Raw genomic sequence first — 18,418 nt, 5'->3', positions numbered from 1 at the left:
AATTATGCCTTTGCATATTCATGCGTTCTGATTTATAATAAGTCAGTCATTGGGTCAACTTAGATTTTTTCATATGAATAGGGGAGATATAGAAATGAACAAATGGGGTAAACTTAGTTTAGGAATGGTATTAGCGGTAGGTCTGCTTTCAGGCTGCGGTCAAAATAAAAATGATAATGATACCGCTGCTAGTGGTAATGCAAATTCCGGTGCAGTTACTAAAAAGCTGATTATGGGAACAAGTGCAGATTTTCCTCCGTACGAATTCCATAAAGTAGTGGACGGAAAAGATACCATCGTAGGTTTTGATATCGACATCGCTAAGGAAATTGCTGCCGACATGGGCGCTGAGCTTGAAGTTAAGGATCTGCCTTTTGATTCACTGCTTAACGAATTGTCCAGTGGACGCGTAGATATGGTAATTTCCGGCCTTAGCCCGACTGAAGAACGCAAAAAAGCGGTTGAACTTTCAGATATTTATTACAAAGCAGAACAAGCTATTGTAGTACGCGAAGCAGATAAAGATAAATACGCTACTATGGACGCGGTGAAGGGGACCAAAATTGGTGTACAGACAGGATCTATTCAAGAAGAAATCGCCAAAGAGATTGAAGGCGCAAAGATCACTTCTCTTGGTAAAATCTCCGAGATCGTTCTGCAATTGCAATCCAACCGTATCGATACAGCAATTATTGAAGGACCTGTAGCCAAATCTTTTGTTAAGAATTTAGCGGGTCTTGTAATTACCGATGCTAAGCCTGAAGTAGAAGATGATGGATACGCAATTGGGATTAAAAAAGGCAATACAGAGCTTCTGGATAAAGTAAATGCTACACTTAAACGTCTAGAATCAGAAGGTAAGATTGATGAATATGTAGCGGCTGCCAGCGAGCTTGCTGAAAGCACGAAGTAAGGAATGTATATTGTTTTAGGTCTGCTGAAGTAAATTGTATGTGTATTACAGAAAATAGCGGAACTTTGCTATTTTCTATTTTTTTGGAGATAGGAGGATAAGATATTGGATATTACTTTATTTAGAATGGCTTATGATTATCGTGATCTTTTCTTGACTGGACTACAATATACCTTGCTACTTGCTGTTCTTGGTGTATTATTTGGCTTCATTCTTGGGATTATCGTCTCTCTACTACGCATGTCAAAATGGAGAGTGTTACGTTTCTTAGCCACAGCTTGGGTTGAATTTTTGCGGGGCACTCCAATGCTTGTACAACTGTTTCTCATCCATTACGGACTGGCGACATTTGGTATTGAGTTTACTCCGATTCAGTCCGGGGCGATTACACTCTCCATTAACAGTTCTGCTTATCTGGCAGAAATTTTTCGTGCCGGGATTCAGGGTGTCGATCGTGGACAAACGGAGGCCGCACGTTCACTTGGAATGAAACAAGGGATGACCATGCGTCATATTGTACTTCCTCAGGCACTTAAAAGTGTACTTCCGGCAATCGGTAATGAGTTCATTACCATTATCAAGGAATCATCGATTATTTCATTTATCGGAGTAACGGATTTGATGTTTCAAGCTCGTACAGTTACAACGATTTCGTATGATGGCATGACACCACTCGTGATTGCTGCATTTATGTATTTTGTTCTAACATTTACGCTTTCCAAGATCCTAGGTAGACTCGAAAGGAGGCTGAATACCGATGATCGCCGTTAAGAACCTGCAGAAGCATTACGGAAAGCTGGAGATTCTCAAGGGAATCGATTTGGAGATTAAAAAGGGTGAAGTTGTCGTTGTAATCGGGCCCAGTGGTTCGGGAAAAAGTACCTTTCTGCGCTGCTTGAATTTATTGGAGCAGCCTACAGGTGGAGAGATCACTTTTGAAGGGGAATCGATCACCTCAAAGAAGCATGATATCAATGCAACGCGTGAGAAGATGGGGATGGTTTTTCAGCAGTTCAACCTTTTTCCGCACAAAACCGTTCTGCAAAACATTACGCTCGCACCGATTAAAGTAAGAAAACAGCAGCAGGCTGTGGCCGATAAATTCGCAATGGAGCTCCTCAAGACTGTAGGGCTTGAAGATAAAAAGGATGTTTATCCAGCTCAATTGTCCGGTGGACAAAAGCAGCGGATCGCGATTGCTCGTGCATTAGCCATGCAGCCCCATGTGATGCTTTTTGATGAGCCTACCTCAGCGCTTGATCCGGAAATGGTAGGAGAGGTACTTGAGGTTATGAAAAAGCTTGCCGAAGACGGAATGACAATGGTTATTGTTACACATGAGATGGGCTTTGCCCGTGAAGTGGGTGACCGCATTCTGTTTATGGATGGCGGGTTCATCGTTGAACAGGGTACTCCTGAACAAGTATTTGGTAATCCTACACATGCTCGGACTAAGGATTTTTTAAGTAAAGTATTATAAAGAATTCGTCAAAACGGCCCTGGACAAGTATCCAGTGGCCGTTTTGTTATAGGGTCCTGAGGGTAATGTGGGAATATATCGCTGGGGGCTGAGTTCATTTATTTATGTAAACCATGTATAATAGATGGTCAGTCAATCAACAGGAAAAGGAGTACATACATAATGAGAGATGATCTACGCCGGATAGGCATTATTGATATTGGTTCGAACTCCATTCGTCTTGTAATTTATGATACAACGCGCGAAGGAGGCTATAAGATCATCAAGGAGTGTAAGTACTCCGCTCGCCTTAGTGAGAAGATTACGAAGGAGAATAGACTGGAACAAAAGGACATGGAAACGATTGTTCCGGTCTTGCGGCAGTTTAAGGAAATCTGCAACGCTTTTGCAGTGGAAACCATTCGGGCGGGTGCAACGGCAGCCATTCGTAATGCGGCTAACTCAAGTGAAATAATAAGCTTTTTGTCACAATCCTCTTCCATTCCGATTGAGGTGATCAGTGGCCACCAGGAGGCATATTATGGCTTCTTGGGTGTTATTAATGCCTTTAATGTAGAGGATGGTTATGTCATTGATATTGGTGGCGGGAGTACTGAAATCACTCTTTTTTGTGAGCGGCGATATCAACACAGCATTTCTTTCCCGTTCGGGGCAGTAAATACCAACCTAATGTTTGGCCAAGGTGGGAATTGGAGCGATGAGCAGATTCACAAGCTGCAGACTTTTGTTCTCGGCAGACTGGTTGAGCATGATTGGCTAAATGCCAAAGCTGGGCTTCCTTTATTCGGTTTAGGAGGGACGGTTCGTTCCTTAGGGAAGCTGGATCAGAAGACACGAGCATACTCATTGCCTAACTCCCATGGCTATACGATGACCAGTGAGACGATCGAGCACTTTATGAACACCTTACCTTCAATGCCTTACGAAAAACGTAAGGATTTAGATGGATTATCTAAGAGTCGGGCGGATATCATTGTATCCGGGTTGATTATTTTCCATACGGTGTATCAGTATATTGGGGCGAGTGAGGCGGTAATCAGCGGGGAAGGGCTCAGAGAAGGCTTGCTGCATGATCTGCTGGAGCCGGAGCAGCCAGTGCGTGATAGTGCATTGGAATATAGCTTAAACACGATCATTCGCTTTGATATTCATACTTCTAAACGGTATTTAGATCATATCAACAAGCTAGCACTCAGCCTGTTTGACGCATTTAAAGATGAATCGAATAGAGCAGAGCACGAGATGTTAATTTACGTGTCCATCATGCTGCATCGTACGGGAACGAATATTAACTATTACCAATCCAAAAGACATACTTTGTATTGGTTGATGAATTCACCAATTCGTGGACTTACCCACCGTCAGCTTATTCTTTGCGCCATGATTGCCTCATACAGCACAAAAAGCCGGAAGCAGAAATTGTCCCAACAACATAAGGACATTTTGCTGCCATCCGACGAAGAGTGGATTCATAAGCTCGGGTCGCTTGTCCAGCTTAGCATTGCGCTGGACAGCACGGAGATTGGAATTGTAAGCGGCCTGAAGGCCAATCTGCACGGCAATACGCTTCATCTGGACTTAGAGGGCGCATCGTCACTGCTAATTGGCCTAGAGGACATTGAGAACGCGATAAAAGCATTTAAGAATGCTTGGGCGGTGAAGGTAAAACTCGGCTTCCCTTCCAACGTGTAACATCCATTGCAGCAAACTGGCTCCGGAAAGGGGCCTTTTTGTCGTCTGGTTGTTCGTAATATCCATTAGCCTGCAAGAAGCTGGCTTTAACATTATCTTTTAGAGACAACTCTAGAATCTTGACGATCTGTTTACGGATGCCGCTGTCTCTGACAGGACACATCAGCTCAATCCGGCGGGTTAGGTTTCTAGTCATCCAGTCGGCACTGGATAAATACACCTCAGGTTTGCCGCCATTTTCGAAATAATAGATCCGGGAGTGCTCCAGAAAACGGTCTACAATACTGCGTACGGTAATGTTTTCGCTTAAGCCCTCTATTCCCGGACGTAGGCAGCAAACCCCTCGCACGATTAAGTCAATGGAGACACCGGCTTGGGCTGCGCTATATAAATCGTCTATTACTTGCTGATTAGAGAGCGAGTTCATCTTGGCGATTATGCGAGCGGGTCTGCCTGCCCGTGCATGTTCAGCTTCACGCATCATTAGCTTTTGCAAGGATAAGCTCATATTCGTCGGTGCAACAATGAAGGAATGCCAGTCAAAATTAGCCGAATATCCAGTCATTTGATTAAACAGCTCAGAAGCGTCCAGTCCGATATCGCTTTGGGCGGTGAATAGACTGAGATCCGTGTAGGCCTTGGCTGTACTGTCATTATAATTTCCTGTGCCTACATGCACGTAACGGCGCAGTTCAGGGCCTTCCTGGCGGACAATCAAGGTCACTTTGGCATGCGTTTTGAGTCCGATCAGACCATAAACGACATGACAGCCTGATTTTTCAAGCTGGCGTGCCCAAGCGATGTTCCGTTCCTCATCAAATCGAGCTTTTAACTCTACAACCACTGTAACTTGCTTACCAGACTCCGCAGCATTGGCTAGTGCAGTAATAAGTGGAGAATTTCCACTGACACGGTATAAGGTCATTTTAATCGCCATCACTTGCTCATCCTCTGAAGCTTGAATGATAAAGTCTGTCATTGCATCAAAAGACTCGTAAGGGTGGTAGACTAATACATCCCGTTCACGCAGCACCTCGAAGAAATCCTCATTTTCTTGAAATTCAGCAGGATAAACCGGCTCAATAGGTGGATAGTTCATGTAACCAAAACCTTTTAAGCTTCCGGCAAAATTACGAAGAAAGCCTAGATCAAGCGGACCTTCAATTTCAAATACGAAGTCCTCCAGCTCAAATTCCGCTTGCAGCTGCTCAAGAGCATAGGGATGGATACCTTTTTGTACTTCCAAACGGGCTGGCACCCCGCGACGACGCTTGCGCAGCTCTTTTTCGATCTCTTCCAGCAGATCCTCTGCACCTTCCTCATCGATTGTAAGATCTGAGTTACGAGTCAAACGAAACTCACTAACCGCAACAGGTTCGTAACCGCTGAATAAGGTTTGAATGTGATGGCGGATCACATCTTCAATAAATACAAATTGTCTTTTCTTACTATTAGAGCGGTGGGGAAGAGGGATACATCTTGGCAGATTCGAAGGAATTTGCAGGATAGCAAAATAAGGCTCCTCTTCAAGACCATTCTTACGAGTAAGAACAACAGCTAGGTAGATAAACTGGCTGTGCACGAGTGGAAACGGCCGGCTCTGATCAACAGCCATTGGCGTTAGTACAGGATAGATGATATCCCGGTAATACTGTTCTATGGACTGCTCTTGGGCATGGGTAAGATCCTCATAATCCACAAATACGATGCCTTCTTTATGCAAACTCCGCGAAATATCACGGAACGTCCGGTATTGATCGGCAATGATTTTGGTTACGCGTTTGATGAGGCGTTTATACAGCCCGGAAGGGGTGTAGCCTGTGAAATCTTTTTTAGTATAGCCTGCCCGGATCTGATCCTGAATTCCCGCCACACGAACGCTTATGAATTCATCCAGATTGCTCGAGACGATCGCCAGAAATCTGGCACGTTCCATTAAAGGGTTATCAGGGTCCTGCGCCTCCTTGAGTACGCGGCGGTTAAATTCGATCCAGCTCAAATCCCTATTGAGGTAAGCAGTAGCTGGACTGCTCTGATTGTTTTTAATCTCTTCTGTATTCATGGGACCTCCAAATATGCTTCGATGTCTATATCTCAAATCTATTTATCATATTCTATCATTTTACTATTGGATGAGGCACGAAATGTTAAATCTATGTAAAATCTCAAAGAATATTATTTAATTATCTTATATAATAGGATGTGATTGTCGCTATTTAGTTAACATAATCAAAATTACGTTAACTTCTTAATGGACAAAAGACAATAATTAAACATGTTATTTCAGAATGGTAACAATTACATACGCATAGGTTACAAAATTGTGATATATTAAGTCCTGTCAGTTTTACAAATGACAACAATACATCAGGACATCACACAAGATGTACATAAGTACAGGAAATGTACACGAGCGTATACGGAAGTCATACCGCTTACGCCCATCTAAAGAGGAGGCATTTATGAAGAACAAGTTCAGAACCATTAAAACCCTTGCTGCAGTTATGGGAATTAGTGCATTGCTGCACACCGCTCCTGCTTTTGCAGACAGCGTTCATATTGCAAAGGAAGGCAATACTTTCTATACTCTATCTCAGCAATACAATGTCGGTGTTAATGATTTAATGAAAGCTAATCCAAACGTTGCTGCTCTTAATATTTACGATGGACTTAAAATAACGATCCCAAGTAAAATGCAAGCAGAGTCTGTGGCTACGACAGAAACTCCAGTGCTTACACCAAGCCTGAATGTTACTCCAGAATCAAAAACAGTTGAAGCATGGGGCAAGTCCTTTAACTACGAGAAATCGATACAAGTTAAGGCTTCTGCTTATTCCTCAGCGGCTAGTGAGAATGGAGGCTGGGGTGCCGTTGATTATTTCGGAAACCCACTCAAGCTAGGAACCATCGCAGTTGATCCAAGTGTAATTCCTCTGGGAACTAAAGTATTGGTTACCGGACATTCACACGCAGGATTGCCTAAAGAAGCTTTTCTGGCTACTGCAACCGATATGGGAAGTGCCATTAAAGGTAACCGGATCGATATCTTTATCCCAGGCAGCCAAAGCTTTGTATCCGATTTTGGTTATCAATATGTACAATTATACATTGTTAAATAGCTAGATAAAAATATAGAGATTTATTATAGAGATATGAAATGGGTTAAAAAGGTTAAACAAGAAACGGAGGGAGTCCTTAGCGGCTGCCTCCGTTTCTTGTTTATTTATTTTTAGAGACCTGCAGCAATTGAGGAACGGTAACAAAAGAATAGCCACGTTTACGCATAATCGTGATTACCTCAGGTAAAGCCTGAATCGTTCCGCGAAGATCACTACCCGGCCCACCTCCACCATGCTGAAGGATAATTGCTCCTTTTCCAGCATTAGCTAAGATGTTATTTCTAACTTGAGTTTTGGAAAGTCCCTTCCAGTCCAACGAATCCACATTCCAATTTACAAGCTTATAACCATGATTTTTTGCCCATCTCAACTGTTGCTCAGAGATATCTCCATAGGGTGGACGAATCAAGCGTGGTTTATATCCGGCTAAGGTTTGAATAATGTTCTCGGTCTCAATGATCTGTGATCTGAAATCATGCATCTTTAGCTTCACAAACTGAGGATGATCATAAGAGTGATTTCCAATAGCATGTCCTTCTCTAATCATCCTCTTCACTAGAGCGGGATGTTTCTCAGCTCGGCTTCCCACCACGAAGAAGGTTGCTTTGACATGATATTTCTTAAGAACATCTAGCAATTGGGGTGTAAACCTTGGGTCAGGCACATCATCAAAAGTTAAGGCGATGACTTTATTCCGAGGACCGCTGGTCTTAAAGGTCTCGGGATATTTGTGTAATAGCTGACTCAGAGACAAGCCCTTAGTGTTCTTATTGTTGCTGCTCGTTGAATTATTTGTAGTAGAAGTTCCCGCAGATATCGCCTTGTCTTCGTCAGTGGTTTGCGTGCTTTTAATTTGATCCAACGAGGATTTCTGACTCTGAGCTGGGGCTGAAGCAACCTCTGCTGAAGAGGTTGGAAATAGCAGGACAATGATTGATCCTAATACTACTAGCAGTTTCTGGACTCTCCGTTGATCATACATCCCCATATGCCTCCTTTACTACCTGATCATCACCATATTCTTCATTGTTATCTCCATTGAAGGATGAATTTATGCCGTTTCTTCAAGGGCTCTGGTAAAGATTTCTTGCACACCCTAATGCGTGTATACTAAATAGAACGGGATATTCCCGGGCCAATTATAGACAGGTGGAAGGATGGGGACAAGGATGTCAGAATTGTTTGCACCTTATGAATTGAAGGGTTTAACGCTGAAAAATCGTATTGTTATGCCGCCTATGTGCCAGTATTCGGTGGATAAAGAGGATGGAATTCCTAATGATTGGCATTTTGTTCATTATGTAAGCCGTGCTGTTGGAGGTACTGGTCTAATCATTGTCGAGATGACTGGAGTCCATCCAGACGGTAGAATAACGAACCGGGATACAGGGATTTGGAGTGATACACATATAGAGGCTTATCGTAAGCTCACAGATAGTGTACATGCCTATGGGGCAAAAATAGCCATTCAACTAGGTCATGCTGGACGTAAAGCAGTCGATGCTGAACCGCCGGTTGCCCCTTCTGCAATTCCATTTGATGCTCGTTCTAAGCAGCCACAGGCGCTTTCTAAGGAAGGCATCCTTGAGATGATAGAAGCCTTTCGTGCTGCCGCTCGTAGAGCTGTGGAGGCAGGATTTGATACTGTGGAGATTCATGGTGCGCATGGCTACTTAATTCACCAGTTTCATTCACCTCTGACCAACATCAGATTGGATGAATATGGACAAGATCCAGCACTTTTTGGAGTACAAGTAGTTACAGCAATCCGAGAAGTAGTGCCAGTAGATATGCCCTTGATCATGAGGGTTTCCGCGAAAGAATATGTTGATGGTGGATATGATGCTGACTATGCCCTGGCGTTTTGCCGCCGATATAAGGATGCTGGAGTGGATATGTTCCATGTGTCTTCAGGTGGTGAAGGTCCCATTGGCTCTAATGGTGGACCTAATGCGGGCCCAGCCTACCAAGCAGATCTGGCAGAATATATTCGCAGTGGATTACAAGTGCCAGTAATTGCGGTAGGACGGCTTGAAGCCTATTCTGAGGCACAGTCCATCATTGCAGAAAAAAGGGCGGAGCTTGTAGCTATTGGCCGTGGGATGTTAAGTGATCCTTATTGGGCTTTACATGCTGAAGAAGCGCTTGGTGGCGTACATGATGTACCTAAACCTTATGAACGTGAGATTTGGAAAAGAGGCTAGACCATTTTCGGTGTGAAGTTTGTCACAGATTTTATGCTCCTTCTAAGGCAATCTTAATAAAGATAAAATTTGAAGGAGCTTGATAACGTGGGGACGGTTCTAAGTAACGAACGGCTGACAGATGGTGTGTATCACCTTAAGGTAGAGACGAATAGTGGCGGAGCAATGGGTCAATTCTACATGTTACGGGCATGGGGAGCTTACCCCATCCTATCCAGACCCTTAAGTATACATGAAGTACACGAGGATAGTGTTGAATTTCTGTATCACGTCGTTGGGGAAGGTACGGAGATATTCTCACGACTGGGTTCAGGTGATTCGGTAGAGCTTGAGGGCCCTTTTGGAAATGGATTTCCACAGGTCGAAGGGAAGGTTGCACTCATCGGCGGTGGGATCGGAATTGCACCGCTTTATTATTGTGCGAAGCAGCTTCCGGGGAGTGATATTTTTTTGGGCTTTAGCCGTGAAGCTTACCGGACAGAAGCGTTTCGCCCACTTGCAAGTGAGCTTGTAGTCGATGTTGGCGGTTTAATTTTGGATAGTGTGGATTTCAGCCAATATGATCATGTCTTTGTCTGCGGCCCACACCCTATGCTTAAAGCTGCTCAACGTAAAGGCATTGCTGCTGAAGAAGCAGGCAGTAGAACGAAAGTATACCTTTCTCTAGAGAACCGAATGGCTTGTGGGATTGGAGCCTGTCTGGTCTGCAGTGTATCCTGCCGTGATGGCCAAAAGAAGGCCTGTGCAGACGGACCTGTGTTTCTTTCTGAGGAGGTGCTTTTCCATGACTAAGTTGAACACAACAATTGCTGGCGTTCATTTTAAAAATCCAATTATAATGGCCTCTGGAACGTTTGGTTTTGGCCGTGAATATGGCAAGCTGTATGATGTGTCTCTGCTGGGCGGAATCTCTGGCAAGGGGTTAACCCTCAATCCGAAAGCGGGGAATCCCGGCACTCGTGTATACGAGACAGCTTCTGGTATGCTGAATAGTGTGGGACTCGAGAATCCGGGTGTAGCTGCATTTTTAGATAAAGAATGCCCTTATTGGGAAACACTCGACACCGCTCGTTTGGTCAACCTGGGTGGAGGCACACTTGAAGATTATGTTCTTGGAGCTGAGATGATTCAGCGGGATGCAGATGCTCGTGCGAGTGCAGGTAAGACAGCAGTAGACATGATTGAATTGAATATTTCTTGTCCAAATGTTAAAGAGGGCGGCATTGCGTTTGGGATCCAAACTTCAGAAGCTCAAAAAGTAGTACAGGCTGTTAGACGCGCAACTAAACTGCCCCTCGCTGTAAAGCTGTCGCCGGGAGCCGAAAATATCGTTGAAATGGCACAAATGTGTCAGGAGGAGGGTGCAGACGCTGTCTCGCTCATCAACACTATCTCAGGAATGAAGATTGATGTTCGCCGTAGAAGCAGTGTATTCAATAACTTATATGCTGGATTGTCTGGACCTGCGATTAAGCCTGTCGCTCTGCGTATGGTGCATCAAGTCGCACAAAACGTAACGATTCCCGTGATCGGAATGGGTGGCATCACTTCAGCAACGGATATCATCGAGTTTATTATGGCAGGTGCTGCAGTTATCCAAGTGGGAACTTATAATTTCATGAACTTGCGTGCAGGTAGTCAGCTAGTTGCAGAGCTTGAGCAATTTATGGTTGAAGAAAATATTCAATCACTAGAGGAAATACGGGGCATTATATAAAGTGAAGTAGTGAGGGGAATACTAATGACTACTAACCAGATTGATCCTGAGGATATTGAGCTGAAGGCGACGGCTGTCGGATGTGATCTCTTGCTCTTAATTAGTGGAGGTGTTCGGCATATTGGTGCGACGAGTACTGCTTATCTGGAGGGGGAGCAGGTTAAAGTACTGACTTCAGCGGTTCCTCATCATAAAGAGTACACGATAAGCGAGCCCATTGCGATCAGAGTAGCTGAAGCGCTGAACAAGACGGTCACAGTAGTGATGGGGATTCATTACGACAATCTCACGAAAGAAGGTATTATGGAAGTCGTGGAAATTGTGAATTTAAAAGTAAATCAATATTTAGCGCAACAAATATGAAACGGTAGTGGCAATTCTACGTAAAAGATAGCATGTGAGGAATTAAATTATCTTTTGGAGGAATGAAACCATGTCTATATTTAAAAGATTGCGCGATTTAACCATGTCTAATGTGAACGCGATTATTGACAAAGCAGAAGACCCGATTAAAATGACAGATCAATACATTCGTGATATGACCGAAGATTTAGAAGATGCAGAAAAAGCTGTAGCGGCGCAAATCGCCATTGAGAAGAAATTCAAACAGCTGTATGAAGAACAAGAAGCGCTTGTTAACAAACGTACCCAACAGGCTCATGCAGCAGCTCAAGCGGGTAATGTTGACCTTGCTCGCCGCGCTCTGGAAGAGAAAAATGCTGCTGAAGCTAAACTGGTAGAATACAAAGCCAGCTTTGATCAGAACAAAGCCTCTGCGGATAACCTTCGTGGCAAGCTTGAAGAGATGCGCAAACAGCTTACCCAAATGAAGAACAAACGTGAGACATTGGTTGCACGTTATAACGCTGCCAAAGCTCAAACCGAGATCAACAAAGCAATGAGCGGATTTAGTTCCGATTCAGCGTCTGCAGGACTCAAACGTATGGAAGATAAAATGCTGCAAGCAGAAGCTCAGGCTGAAGCCAGCAATGAGATGAGTTCAGGCAATAAATCTCTGGATGATGAATTCGAGAAGCTGAACAAAGATCAAGCGGTTGAAGATGAACTGGCGGCTCTGATGAAACAATACGAGAAGCAATAACATTTGATCTTTAGCCGGTTCACGGCTGGTGTTCACAGGCGAAGGGGAGACAGAAATTCGTTTCTTCTTCGCTTTATCTATGCTTATGAAAGGCATGCAAAATGATTAAGCGGGGGCTATAGAATGGATCTCCATATTCTGGTGTCCATGGTCGTGTGGACGGTGAGCGGCGCTGTGTTGCTGTTTGTACTGATGTATATAGATTCACTTTTTACTCGTTATAACGATATAGAAGAGTTAAAGGCAGGAAATATGGCGGTGACTACACGGTTTGTAATGAAGCTTTTAGCTCAGGCCTTCATTTTATCTTCATCGATAGCGGCTTCTAATAGTTTGTTAGATGCGTTGCTGATTTCGTTGGTATCATTTTTGCTTTTGTTAATTTTAGAAAGAACGGTTCGACTTCTACTAGCAAATTGGGGGAAGCTGGATCTGGATCATGGTACACAGCTTGGTAAAATCGGATATGGCCTGCTATCAGGTTCACTGCAAATTACGGGTGCTTTAATTATTACTGCCTTTATGTAGGAGGAACGATCAAGTTGAGTATGTGGAAACGTATAGGTAACCTTTTCTCTAAGCCAGCGCCTCAGGAAGTTCAAAAAAGTATGCTTAATTTGTCTCCCGGAGACATTTGTGAAGTATCGCTTGTCACCTATGAAGTTACTGGCCGGACACATAATAGGGGCCGTAATGCTGTTGTTCTGACCCTTAGAGATGGAAGCCAGATAGCTTATCTTCATATAGAAGAGCGGGAACAGCTGCAATATGGATTGTACAGACCAATCGATGGGCGGTTAGATAATCCTGCTGAGGTTCCAGCAACGCTTGAGCTCGATGGCTATACATTTTTCCTGGAGGAAGAATATGAAGGTTTTGTTGCTGTTGCAGGTCAAACTCCTTTTATGAACGGTGGAGAGCAGCATGTGTGGCAATATCAATCAGATGATTCACGTCTACTGCGTGTAGAGTGGCAACATGGACGGTTTATGCTTTATGAAGGGGAGAAAATAATCCCTGGGGATGTAAAGGTAATTAGAGCATCCTAGACTAGTAGAGAAGTAACGGATCACTATACCGGAAAAAATATTGTAGAAAAGGCTGCTGCCCATAAACATGGATGGTGGCCTTTTGTGTTTATAATTTTACTTCAAGAGGTCTCATGTTAAAATAATACCTATTACTGCAAACATCGAAGTTTCAGAACGGAGGTCTTTATGAAGGATAATAGATTTCATCGTGAAGCGCTGCAAGTAAAAGAAGCTCAGGCCAAAATAATCAAATATGCCAATCCGCTAGAATCAGAAGACGTATCGCTGGATGAGTGTTGTGGACGTTATTTGGCTGAAAAAGTGATCGCTCCACACCCATTTCCTGCGTTTAATCGTTCGAGTATGGATGGATATGCGATTATCGCGGGGGATACCCGTAACTGTGTTAATGGACAAGTGGTATGGTTAGAAATTGTGGATAATATTCCGTGTGGCGCAGTGCCTGCGGTAGATATAACTCCGGGAACAGCCGCAAGAATTATGACGGGTGCACAAGTACCGGTTGGTGCAGATGCTGTGGTGATGCTGGAGGTCACGGAGAGACGTGAAGAGGAAGGAAAGACTTACGTTGGAATTCGAAGAAAACTAGAAGCAAACAGCAATATCACACCTCAAGGGTTCGAATTAAGCCAAGGTGATCTTGTATTGCCTACAGGAAGGTTAATCTCTGCGGGGGATATAGCTGTTCTTGCAGCGTTTGGATTACATACCGTGAAAGTCTATCGTCGTCCCAAGGTAGCCATCTTTGCCACAGGAACAGAGCTGCTGGAAGTGTATGAGCCGCTGGAGCCTGGCAAAATCCGCAATAGTAACTCCCCTATGCTCGAAGCTTTAGTCAAAGAGACAGGGGGGGTTCCAGTAATGTTAGGCGCTATTGTGGATGATCTGGAGCTGGCTAGAAGTAAAGTACAGATGGCGCTGGAAACTTATGATTTTGTGATTACAACGGGTGGCGTTTCTGTGGGGGATTATGATATCATGGGCGACTTGGTTCGCGAACAAAGTGGTAATATGTTATTCAATAAAGTGACGATGCGTCCGGGAAGCGTAACTACTGCTGCGGTTAGAGGGGGTAAGCTGCTGTTAGCTTTATCAGGAAATCCGGGGGCTTGTTTCGTTGGGTTTCAACTGTTTGCACGACCTGTGATTTCACTGATGCAAAGTTCTTCTAAGTCTTTTTTACCGGAATGGAGCGCTACACTCGGTACAGATTATAAAAGAGTGAATAATTTTACTAGATTTGTGCGAGCTCGGTTAGAAATTAAAGACGGTAGTCTGTTTGCTTATCCGGCACTCATTGATGAATCTTCCGTAACGGTCACGATCAAGGATAGCGACTGTTTGATAGTTGTACCCCCAGAAGAAAAGGGGCTATCCGCCGGAGATAAGGTAACAGTGATCAAGCTGCCAGGGGAGATTCGGGGCTAGATGTGGAGGGTACTCTGGCCATCGAGGATTAAAAGGTATTTGATATCCACGCACGCACAGAAATCGCCATATAATTGCTAAGCCAACGTTATTATTGCCAACATTTCAACATATGAAAAATTCACAATAGATAAACAAAAAACAGTTTTCGCGCTAACCCAATAGTCGCTTACAACCGGTTTAAAGGGAGATTTTACCCCAGAAACTAGAATAAGAAAACCCACTTGCGTACCGTAAGTGGGTTTTTAGTGCAACAATAAAAGGGTTAGGGGTGCCCGCCGGTTGTACTCAAATTTGAAAAAAAGCGAGAATGAAATGCCCGGGTAGGCAACACTATCATAGCAATTCTCCTATCGGAAGAGTCGCTGCTCTGCTGGTTGGAGTTATTAGCCTACACCACTGCCGAGATTAATCCCCCGCGGATGCTTAAGGACTCAGATGATCTTATTTGTTTATTTATCACCTTTTAAGCGGGGTTTCGGACCTCAGCGTCGCTATTTCATAGAATGGAGCTCATATTTACGTATTTCAGGCCAATAGCGACCTTGGGGGTCCGTTAGCCACCCAAATGTGAGATAATCCTGCATTTAAGGTCCGCTGAGACCGATAACAACTCTGCACTAGCGAAGAGCGGCTACTCATCCGAAGTATAAGCTCCCCTTGGTGATGATTAATTATCGGTACGCCGCTCGATCGCCTCGGACATCGTTTTATCCGTTAGATGAGCGTAGATCTCAGTTGTTTCGGTGGATGCGTGCCCGAGCTGTTCCTTCGTTTTATAAATATCATTTTGCAGATAATAATCTGTTGCAAAAGAATGACGCAGCTTATGAACCGTAAGATACGGTTTACCAAAGCGTTTAGCGTACTTAATAATCATTTCTTGAATCGCACGTTTGGTCATACGTTTGCCTTCTTGACGCCCGTTAGGGAGAGAGATAAACAAGGCTTTTTCTCTCTTGGGTGTTTTGTAGCGAGATTGGCGCAGACTAAGATAAAGAGCTAGATCATCTTTAGCTTGCTCTCGAAAATAGACAGGTGTCTTGAACGTTTCGTCATTATTCCCTTTGCGGGTGACATATAGCAGCTTGTTGTTAACATCCAAATCGTCTACGTTTAGATTGACTACCTCAGACACACGCAGGCCAGAGTTCAGAATTAAGCTGGCAATACAGGCGTCGCGCTCATGATTTAATTGAAACGAATAATAAGCCTGTTTGTTACCTTCCACATCCCGTCCATAACCTTCATAAATGTACCCCACAAACTCCAGTAATTCCTCATCTTCCAAAATCTTACCCTTTAACTTAGCGGCAGTATCCTTTGGCTTATGTGTTCGTTTGACCTCAACCTTAGCCATAATGTTGCGTTTAAGCAATGGATAAAAGTTCTCATCCTCGGCGATTTGACTTAAATAATGAAATAAGGAGCGTAATGCAGATAACTTACGGGATACAGTAACTCGAGTGTTCGTTCCCTCGGCGCGAGTAGTTAGATGCAACCGATATCCGACAATACTGTCCATATGTAGGGTTTCCAATTCTAGAAGTGTGATCTCGGTATTTGAGCCGGCTTGAGATAAGCCCTCTGCACGCAACCAGCCGAAAAAAGATTCATAATCCCGGATATACTCCAGCAGTGTGGAAGGGGAGAGATCAGGGCGTTTATAATCAATAAACTGCTGAACGAACCAGGGCATGAGGGGTAGCTTTTGATCAAGTTTTTTACGGTCATCGTTCTTTTGAACGCTCATGTGATTCACCTTTTTCCATAGATTGCATAAAATCTCTTCCTTCTATCTTAACATGTTTTGTCCCAGATTGGACTTCGAATGAAGGGGAAACTAGGTCCGAGCCTTGCTCCTGATGCCGCTAAGCTTTATGATGTGAAGTAAACATAAATGTCAGAGGTGCACATAATGAAACTTGAAATTGAGCTGGTTCCCAAAGAACATAAGCATACTATAAGCAGATTAATGCAGTTCTACCTATATGATTTCACCCGTTATTTAGAATTTGATGTCAATCAAGACGGGGTATTTCCGGCCTATCCAGGACTAGAAGCTTATTGGAGTAGCGGAAATAATAAATTCGCATATTTGTTTAAGGTGGACGGGCATATTGCTGGTTTTGCTTTGGTGGACAGGTTATTGCGTAATCCTGAAGGCCAGTTTTATATGACTGAGTTTTTTGTGATGCAAAAATACCGCCGAAGTGGTGTAGGTACATGGGCTGCGCATAAGCTCTTTGATATGTACTCTGGGGAATGGAAGGTTTCACAAGTCCGTGCGAATATACCTGCTCGTGATTTCTGGCATAAAGTGATCGGGGACTATACCCATGGAGAGTTTCAAGAGCGCTTTAATCCACAGCAAGGCAACCCCAGCCAATACTTCAACACATTAACTATTAATAGGATTAAGAAATAAAAACCGTTATATTGCTGGTTTCTTTTAGCTATGGAGCTTGCTACTAACGGCAAATGGATTGAAAAAGGGGCTAAGCGAGTGAGCGCTAGACAGTAGAGAATGACAAAGAGAGCGTCAAGACGGAAGGTCAGGAAATTGTGATTTTTTATAAAACTGGCTAGCTATTAAGAACATATACGAATTGTGATGTAGGGAGCATCTTATGCTCTCTATTGGAGTTAACATAACATTTATTATGTCAACCTATTAAACCATTCACCATAAAAAAGGTCGTTGGTTTATTTTTTGTGTTCAAAATACCCAGTCAGTGAGGGCAATATTGCATATCTTATGATGTACTCAATTACAAAGGAGGAGTCAACAATGGGCGAATTTGCAGGAGGATACGGTGGTTTCACTTCCACAGGAGCTATTCTGGTTCTGTTTATCCTGTTGGTTATCATTACTAAAACCCTCTGTCTGTAGTCCTTTAACTTCACAAATTAAAGGTTCCGTCAGTCTATATAGACTGGCGGATTTTTTATGTCCAGATATGTAGATTGGAGGAGGGGAATACATGTGACTAAGGATATTGACATAATACTAATCCAAAACATATATTAAACAGTGTTCAAAGATTAAACGGTGTTCAACACATGAGGAGACAAATTTATGACTAAAGAACAACGAAAAGTACGTGAGCGTGAAGAAATGAGAAATCTAATCCTGCAAAATGCAGCTTTATTGATTGCCGAAGAGGGAATAGAGAAGCTGTCTATCCGAAAAATCGCTGAGAAAATCGAATATTCACCGGGAATTATTTATCATTATTTTAAAGGCAAAGAAGAGATTATCGAGAACTATTTGCAACAAAAATATACGGATATGCTTTCTGAGCTTCAGTCTGTGCAACAAGAGGTACAGCAGGAATTACCTCCAGATACACTTTTAAAACGATCATTGGAGAAGTTCATCAGGATGTCTCTTTCTATGGGTGTAGAATACCGGAATGTCATGCTAAACGATGCACCGGCTGTTCTTAGTTACACGGCTGTTCTATTTAGAGGAGCTGCACAGGAACGTAAAGCGATTGGGATGCTCTGCCAGGGCCTGCTCAGATTTGAAGCACAAAAAAACCGTGAAGAAGCTTTCGTAGAACTCACAGCTCAGGTGATATGGAGTGCAGCGTTCGGTTTAATTATGCGGTTGCTTGTCGAAAAGGATCTGCCTGATGATCAGGTCGAAGCTCTGATTTCATGTCATTTGGATTCAATGGTTGCTATTGCCTCCAGGTGAAATCTAAA

General features: G+C 43.5%; 17 protein-coding genes and 1 pseudogene. 15 read left to right on the top strand and 3 right to left on the bottom strand.

From position 1 onward, the window contains the following. Positions 1 to 220: 220 nt before the first annotated feature. From NST94_RS16300 to NST94_RS16290, 3 genes and pseudogenes are all read left to right on the top strand, one after another. Positions 221 to 1,684: pseudogene (locus NST94_RS16300) on the top strand (ABC transporter permease subunit); the annotation flags it as partial. Further along, entirely contained in the window at positions 1,671 to 2,393 is a 723-nt protein-coding gene (locus NST94_RS16295) for an amino acid ABC transporter ATP-binding protein (protein WP_076130044.1), read from the top strand. The pseudogene NST94_RS16300 and the gene NST94_RS16295, both read left to right, overlap by 14 nt. Before the next feature lie 162 nt (positions 2,394 to 2,555). Continuing rightward, complete coding sequence (locus NST94_RS16290; RefSeq protein WP_076130045.1) at positions 2,556 to 4,085, top strand: Ppx/GppA phosphatase family protein; 1,530 nt, start codon at positions 2,556 to 2,558, stop codon at positions 4,083 to 4,085. Here the strand turns inward: NST94_RS16290 and ppk1 are convergent. Continuing rightward, a complete protein-coding gene (ppk1, locus tag NST94_RS16285) occupies positions 4,033 to 6,147 on the bottom strand; it encodes a polyphosphate kinase 1 (protein ID WP_076130046.1) in 2,115 nt (704 codons plus the stop codon). The two genes, NST94_RS16290 and ppk1, sit on opposite strands and share 53 nt — an antisense overlap. 400 nt (positions 6,148 to 6,547) lie before the next feature. Here ppk1 and NST94_RS16280 point away from each other — a divergent pair, with 400 nt between their 5' ends. Beyond that, the gene (locus NST94_RS16280) at positions 6,548 to 7,204 is read left to right on the top strand and encodes a 3D domain-containing protein (RefSeq protein ID WP_076304109.1); all 657 of its coding nucleotides are present in this window, start codon (positions 6,548 to 6,550) and stop codon (positions 7,202 to 7,204) included. 100 nt (positions 7,205 to 7,304) lie between these two features. Here NST94_RS16280 and NST94_RS16275 read toward each other — a convergent pair whose 3' ends face one another. Beyond that, a complete protein-coding gene (locus NST94_RS16275) occupies positions 7,305 to 8,186 on the bottom strand; it encodes a polysaccharide deacetylase family protein (RefSeq protein WP_339281085.1) in 882 nt (293 codons plus the stop codon). Positions 8,187 to 8,373: 187 nt separating this feature from the next. Here NST94_RS16275 and NST94_RS16270 point away from each other — a divergent pair, with 187 nt between their 5' ends. The 8 genes from NST94_RS16270 to glp all read left to right on the top strand — a co-directional run bounded on the left by NST94_RS16270 (position 8,374) and on the right by glp (position 14,707). Then, positions 8,374 to 9,408: an NADH:flavin oxidoreductase/NADH oxidase gene (locus tag NST94_RS16270; RefSeq protein WP_339281084.1), complete on the top strand. Its 1,035-nt coding sequence runs from the start codon at positions 8,374 to 8,376 to the stop codon at positions 9,406 to 9,408. Positions 9,409 to 9,495: 87 nt separating this feature from the next. Continuing rightward, on the top strand, positions 9,496 to 10,200 hold the full coding sequence (locus NST94_RS16265) for a dihydroorotate dehydrogenase electron transfer subunit (protein ID WP_076098787.1): 705 nt from the start codon (positions 9,496 to 9,498) through the stop codon (positions 10,198 to 10,200). Next, positions 10,193 to 11,125: a dihydroorotate dehydrogenase gene (locus NST94_RS16260; RefSeq protein ID WP_076098788.1), complete on the top strand. Its 933-nt coding sequence runs from the start codon at positions 10,193 to 10,195 to the stop codon at positions 11,123 to 11,125. The genes NST94_RS16265 and NST94_RS16260 overlap by 8 nt, the downstream gene beginning before the upstream one ends. Before the next feature lie 24 nt (positions 11,126 to 11,149). Next, a complete protein-coding gene (locus NST94_RS16255; protein ID WP_076190204.1) occupies positions 11,150 to 11,488 on the top strand; it encodes a hypothetical protein in 339 nt (112 codons plus the stop codon). A 70-nt stretch (positions 11,489 to 11,558) separates the two neighbouring features. Next, positions 11,559 to 12,227 (top strand): PspA/IM30 family protein, encoded by a 669-nt coding sequence (locus NST94_RS16250; RefSeq protein WP_036687619.1) that lies wholly within the window; start codon positions 11,559 to 11,561, stop codon positions 12,225 to 12,227. Between the two features lie 123 nt (positions 12,228 to 12,350). Beyond that, positions 12,351 to 12,755, top strand: a complete 405-nt coding sequence (locus tag NST94_RS16245; RefSeq protein ID WP_036687618.1) for a DUF350 domain-containing protein — start codon at positions 12,351 to 12,353, stop codon at positions 12,753 to 12,755. Between the two features lie 14 nt (positions 12,756 to 12,769). Beyond that, complete coding sequence (locus tag NST94_RS16240) at positions 12,770 to 13,276, top strand: DUF4178 domain-containing protein (protein WP_076130052.1); 507 nt, start codon at positions 12,770 to 12,772, stop codon at positions 13,274 to 13,276. A 168-nt stretch (positions 13,277 to 13,444) separates the two neighbouring features. Then, the gene (glp, locus tag NST94_RS16235) at positions 13,445 to 14,707 is read left to right on the top strand and encodes a gephyrin-like molybdotransferase Glp (RefSeq protein ID WP_339281083.1); all 1,263 of its coding nucleotides are present in this window, start codon (positions 13,445 to 13,447) and stop codon (positions 14,705 to 14,707) included. 670 nt (positions 14,708 to 15,377) lie between these two features. Here glp and xerS read toward each other — a convergent pair. Then, positions 15,378 to 16,460: a tyrosine recombinase XerS gene (xerS, locus tag NST94_RS16230; RefSeq protein ID WP_076190208.1), complete on the bottom strand. Its 1,083-nt coding sequence runs from the start codon at positions 16,458 to 16,460 to the stop codon at positions 15,378 to 15,380. A gap of 165 nt (positions 16,461 to 16,625) precedes the next feature. Here xerS and NST94_RS16225 point away from each other — a divergent pair, with 165 nt between their 5' ends. The 3 genes from NST94_RS16225 to NST94_RS16215 all read left to right on the top strand — a co-directional run bounded on the left by NST94_RS16225 (position 16,626) and on the right by NST94_RS16215 (position 18,410). Further along, positions 16,626 to 17,135 carry a GNAT family N-acetyltransferase gene (locus tag NST94_RS16225; RefSeq protein ID WP_339281082.1) on the top strand — a complete coding sequence of 170 codons (510 nt, stop codon included), beginning with the start codon at positions 16,626 to 16,628 and terminating at the stop codon, positions 17,133 to 17,135. A gap of 363 nt (positions 17,136 to 17,498) precedes the next feature. Next, the gene (locus NST94_RS16220; protein WP_197069683.1) at positions 17,499 to 17,600 is read left to right on the top strand and encodes a sporulation protein YjcZ; all 102 of its coding nucleotides are present in this window, start codon (positions 17,499 to 17,501) and stop codon (positions 17,598 to 17,600) included. A 186-nt stretch (positions 17,601 to 17,786) separates the two neighbouring features. After that, on the top strand, positions 17,787 to 18,410 hold the full coding sequence (locus NST94_RS16215; RefSeq protein WP_076281734.1) for a TetR/AcrR family transcriptional regulator: 624 nt from the start codon (positions 17,787 to 17,789) through the stop codon (positions 18,408 to 18,410). Positions 18,411 to 18,418: the final 8 nt, after the last annotated feature.

It is taken from the genome of Paenibacillus sp. FSL H8-0282 (assembly GCF_037963825.1).
Taxonomy (GTDB): domain Bacteria; phylum Bacillota; class Bacilli; order Paenibacillales; family Paenibacillaceae; genus Paenibacillus_AQ; species Paenibacillus_AQ odorifer.
Note: the sequence above shows the minus strand (reverse complement) of the source record. Positions and strands in the feature narration are given on the sequence as shown.

Excerpts from the sequence above, each read along its gene's own strand:
- NST94_RS16295 (WP_076130044.1), top strand. The coding sequence starts at position 1,671 with ATGATCGCCGTTAAGAACCTGCAGAAGCATTACGGAAAGCTGGAGATT.
- NST94_RS16290 (WP_076130045.1), top strand. The coding sequence starts at position 2,556 with ATGAGAGATGATCTACGCCGGATAGGCATTATTGATATTGGTTCGAAC.
- ppk1 (WP_076130046.1), bottom strand. The coding sequence starts at position 6,147 with ATGAATACAGAAGAGATTAAAAACAATCAGAGCAGTCCAGCTACTGCT.
- NST94_RS16280 (WP_076304109.1), top strand. The coding sequence starts at position 6,548 with ATGAAGAACAAGTTCAGAACCATTAAAACCCTTGCTGCAGTTATGGGA.
- NST94_RS16275 (WP_339281085.1), bottom strand. The coding sequence starts at position 8,186 with ATGTATGATCAACGGAGAGTCCAGAAACTGCTAGTAGTATTAGGATCA.
- NST94_RS16270 (WP_339281084.1), top strand. The coding sequence starts at position 8,374 with ATGTCAGAATTGTTTGCACCTTATGAATTGAAGGGTTTAACGCTGAAA.
- NST94_RS16260 (WP_076098788.1), top strand. The coding sequence starts at position 10,193 with ATGACTAAGTTGAACACAACAATTGCTGGCGTTCATTTTAAAAATCCA.
- NST94_RS16255 (WP_076190204.1), top strand. The coding sequence starts at position 11,150 with ATGACTACTAACCAGATTGATCCTGAGGATATTGAGCTGAAGGCGACG.
- NST94_RS16250 (WP_036687619.1), top strand. The coding sequence starts at position 11,559 with ATGTCTATATTTAAAAGATTGCGCGATTTAACCATGTCTAATGTGAAC.
- NST94_RS16245 (WP_036687618.1), top strand. The coding sequence starts at position 12,351 with ATGGATCTCCATATTCTGGTGTCCATGGTCGTGTGGACGGTGAGCGGC.
- glp (WP_339281083.1), top strand. The coding sequence starts at position 13,445 with ATGAAGGATAATAGATTTCATCGTGAAGCGCTGCAAGTAAAAGAAGCT.
- xerS (WP_076190208.1), bottom strand. The coding sequence starts at position 16,460 with ATGAGCGTTCAAAAGAACGATGACCGTAAAAAACTTGATCAAAAGCTA.
- NST94_RS16225 (WP_339281082.1), top strand. The coding sequence starts at position 16,626 with ATGAAACTTGAAATTGAGCTGGTTCCCAAAGAACATAAGCATACTATA.
- NST94_RS16220 (WP_197069683.1), top strand. The coding sequence starts at position 17,499 with ATGGGCGAATTTGCAGGAGGATACGGTGGTTTCACTTCCACAGGAGCT.
- NST94_RS16215 (WP_076281734.1), top strand. The coding sequence starts at position 17,787 with ATGACTAAAGAACAACGAAAAGTACGTGAGCGTGAAGAAATGAGAAAT.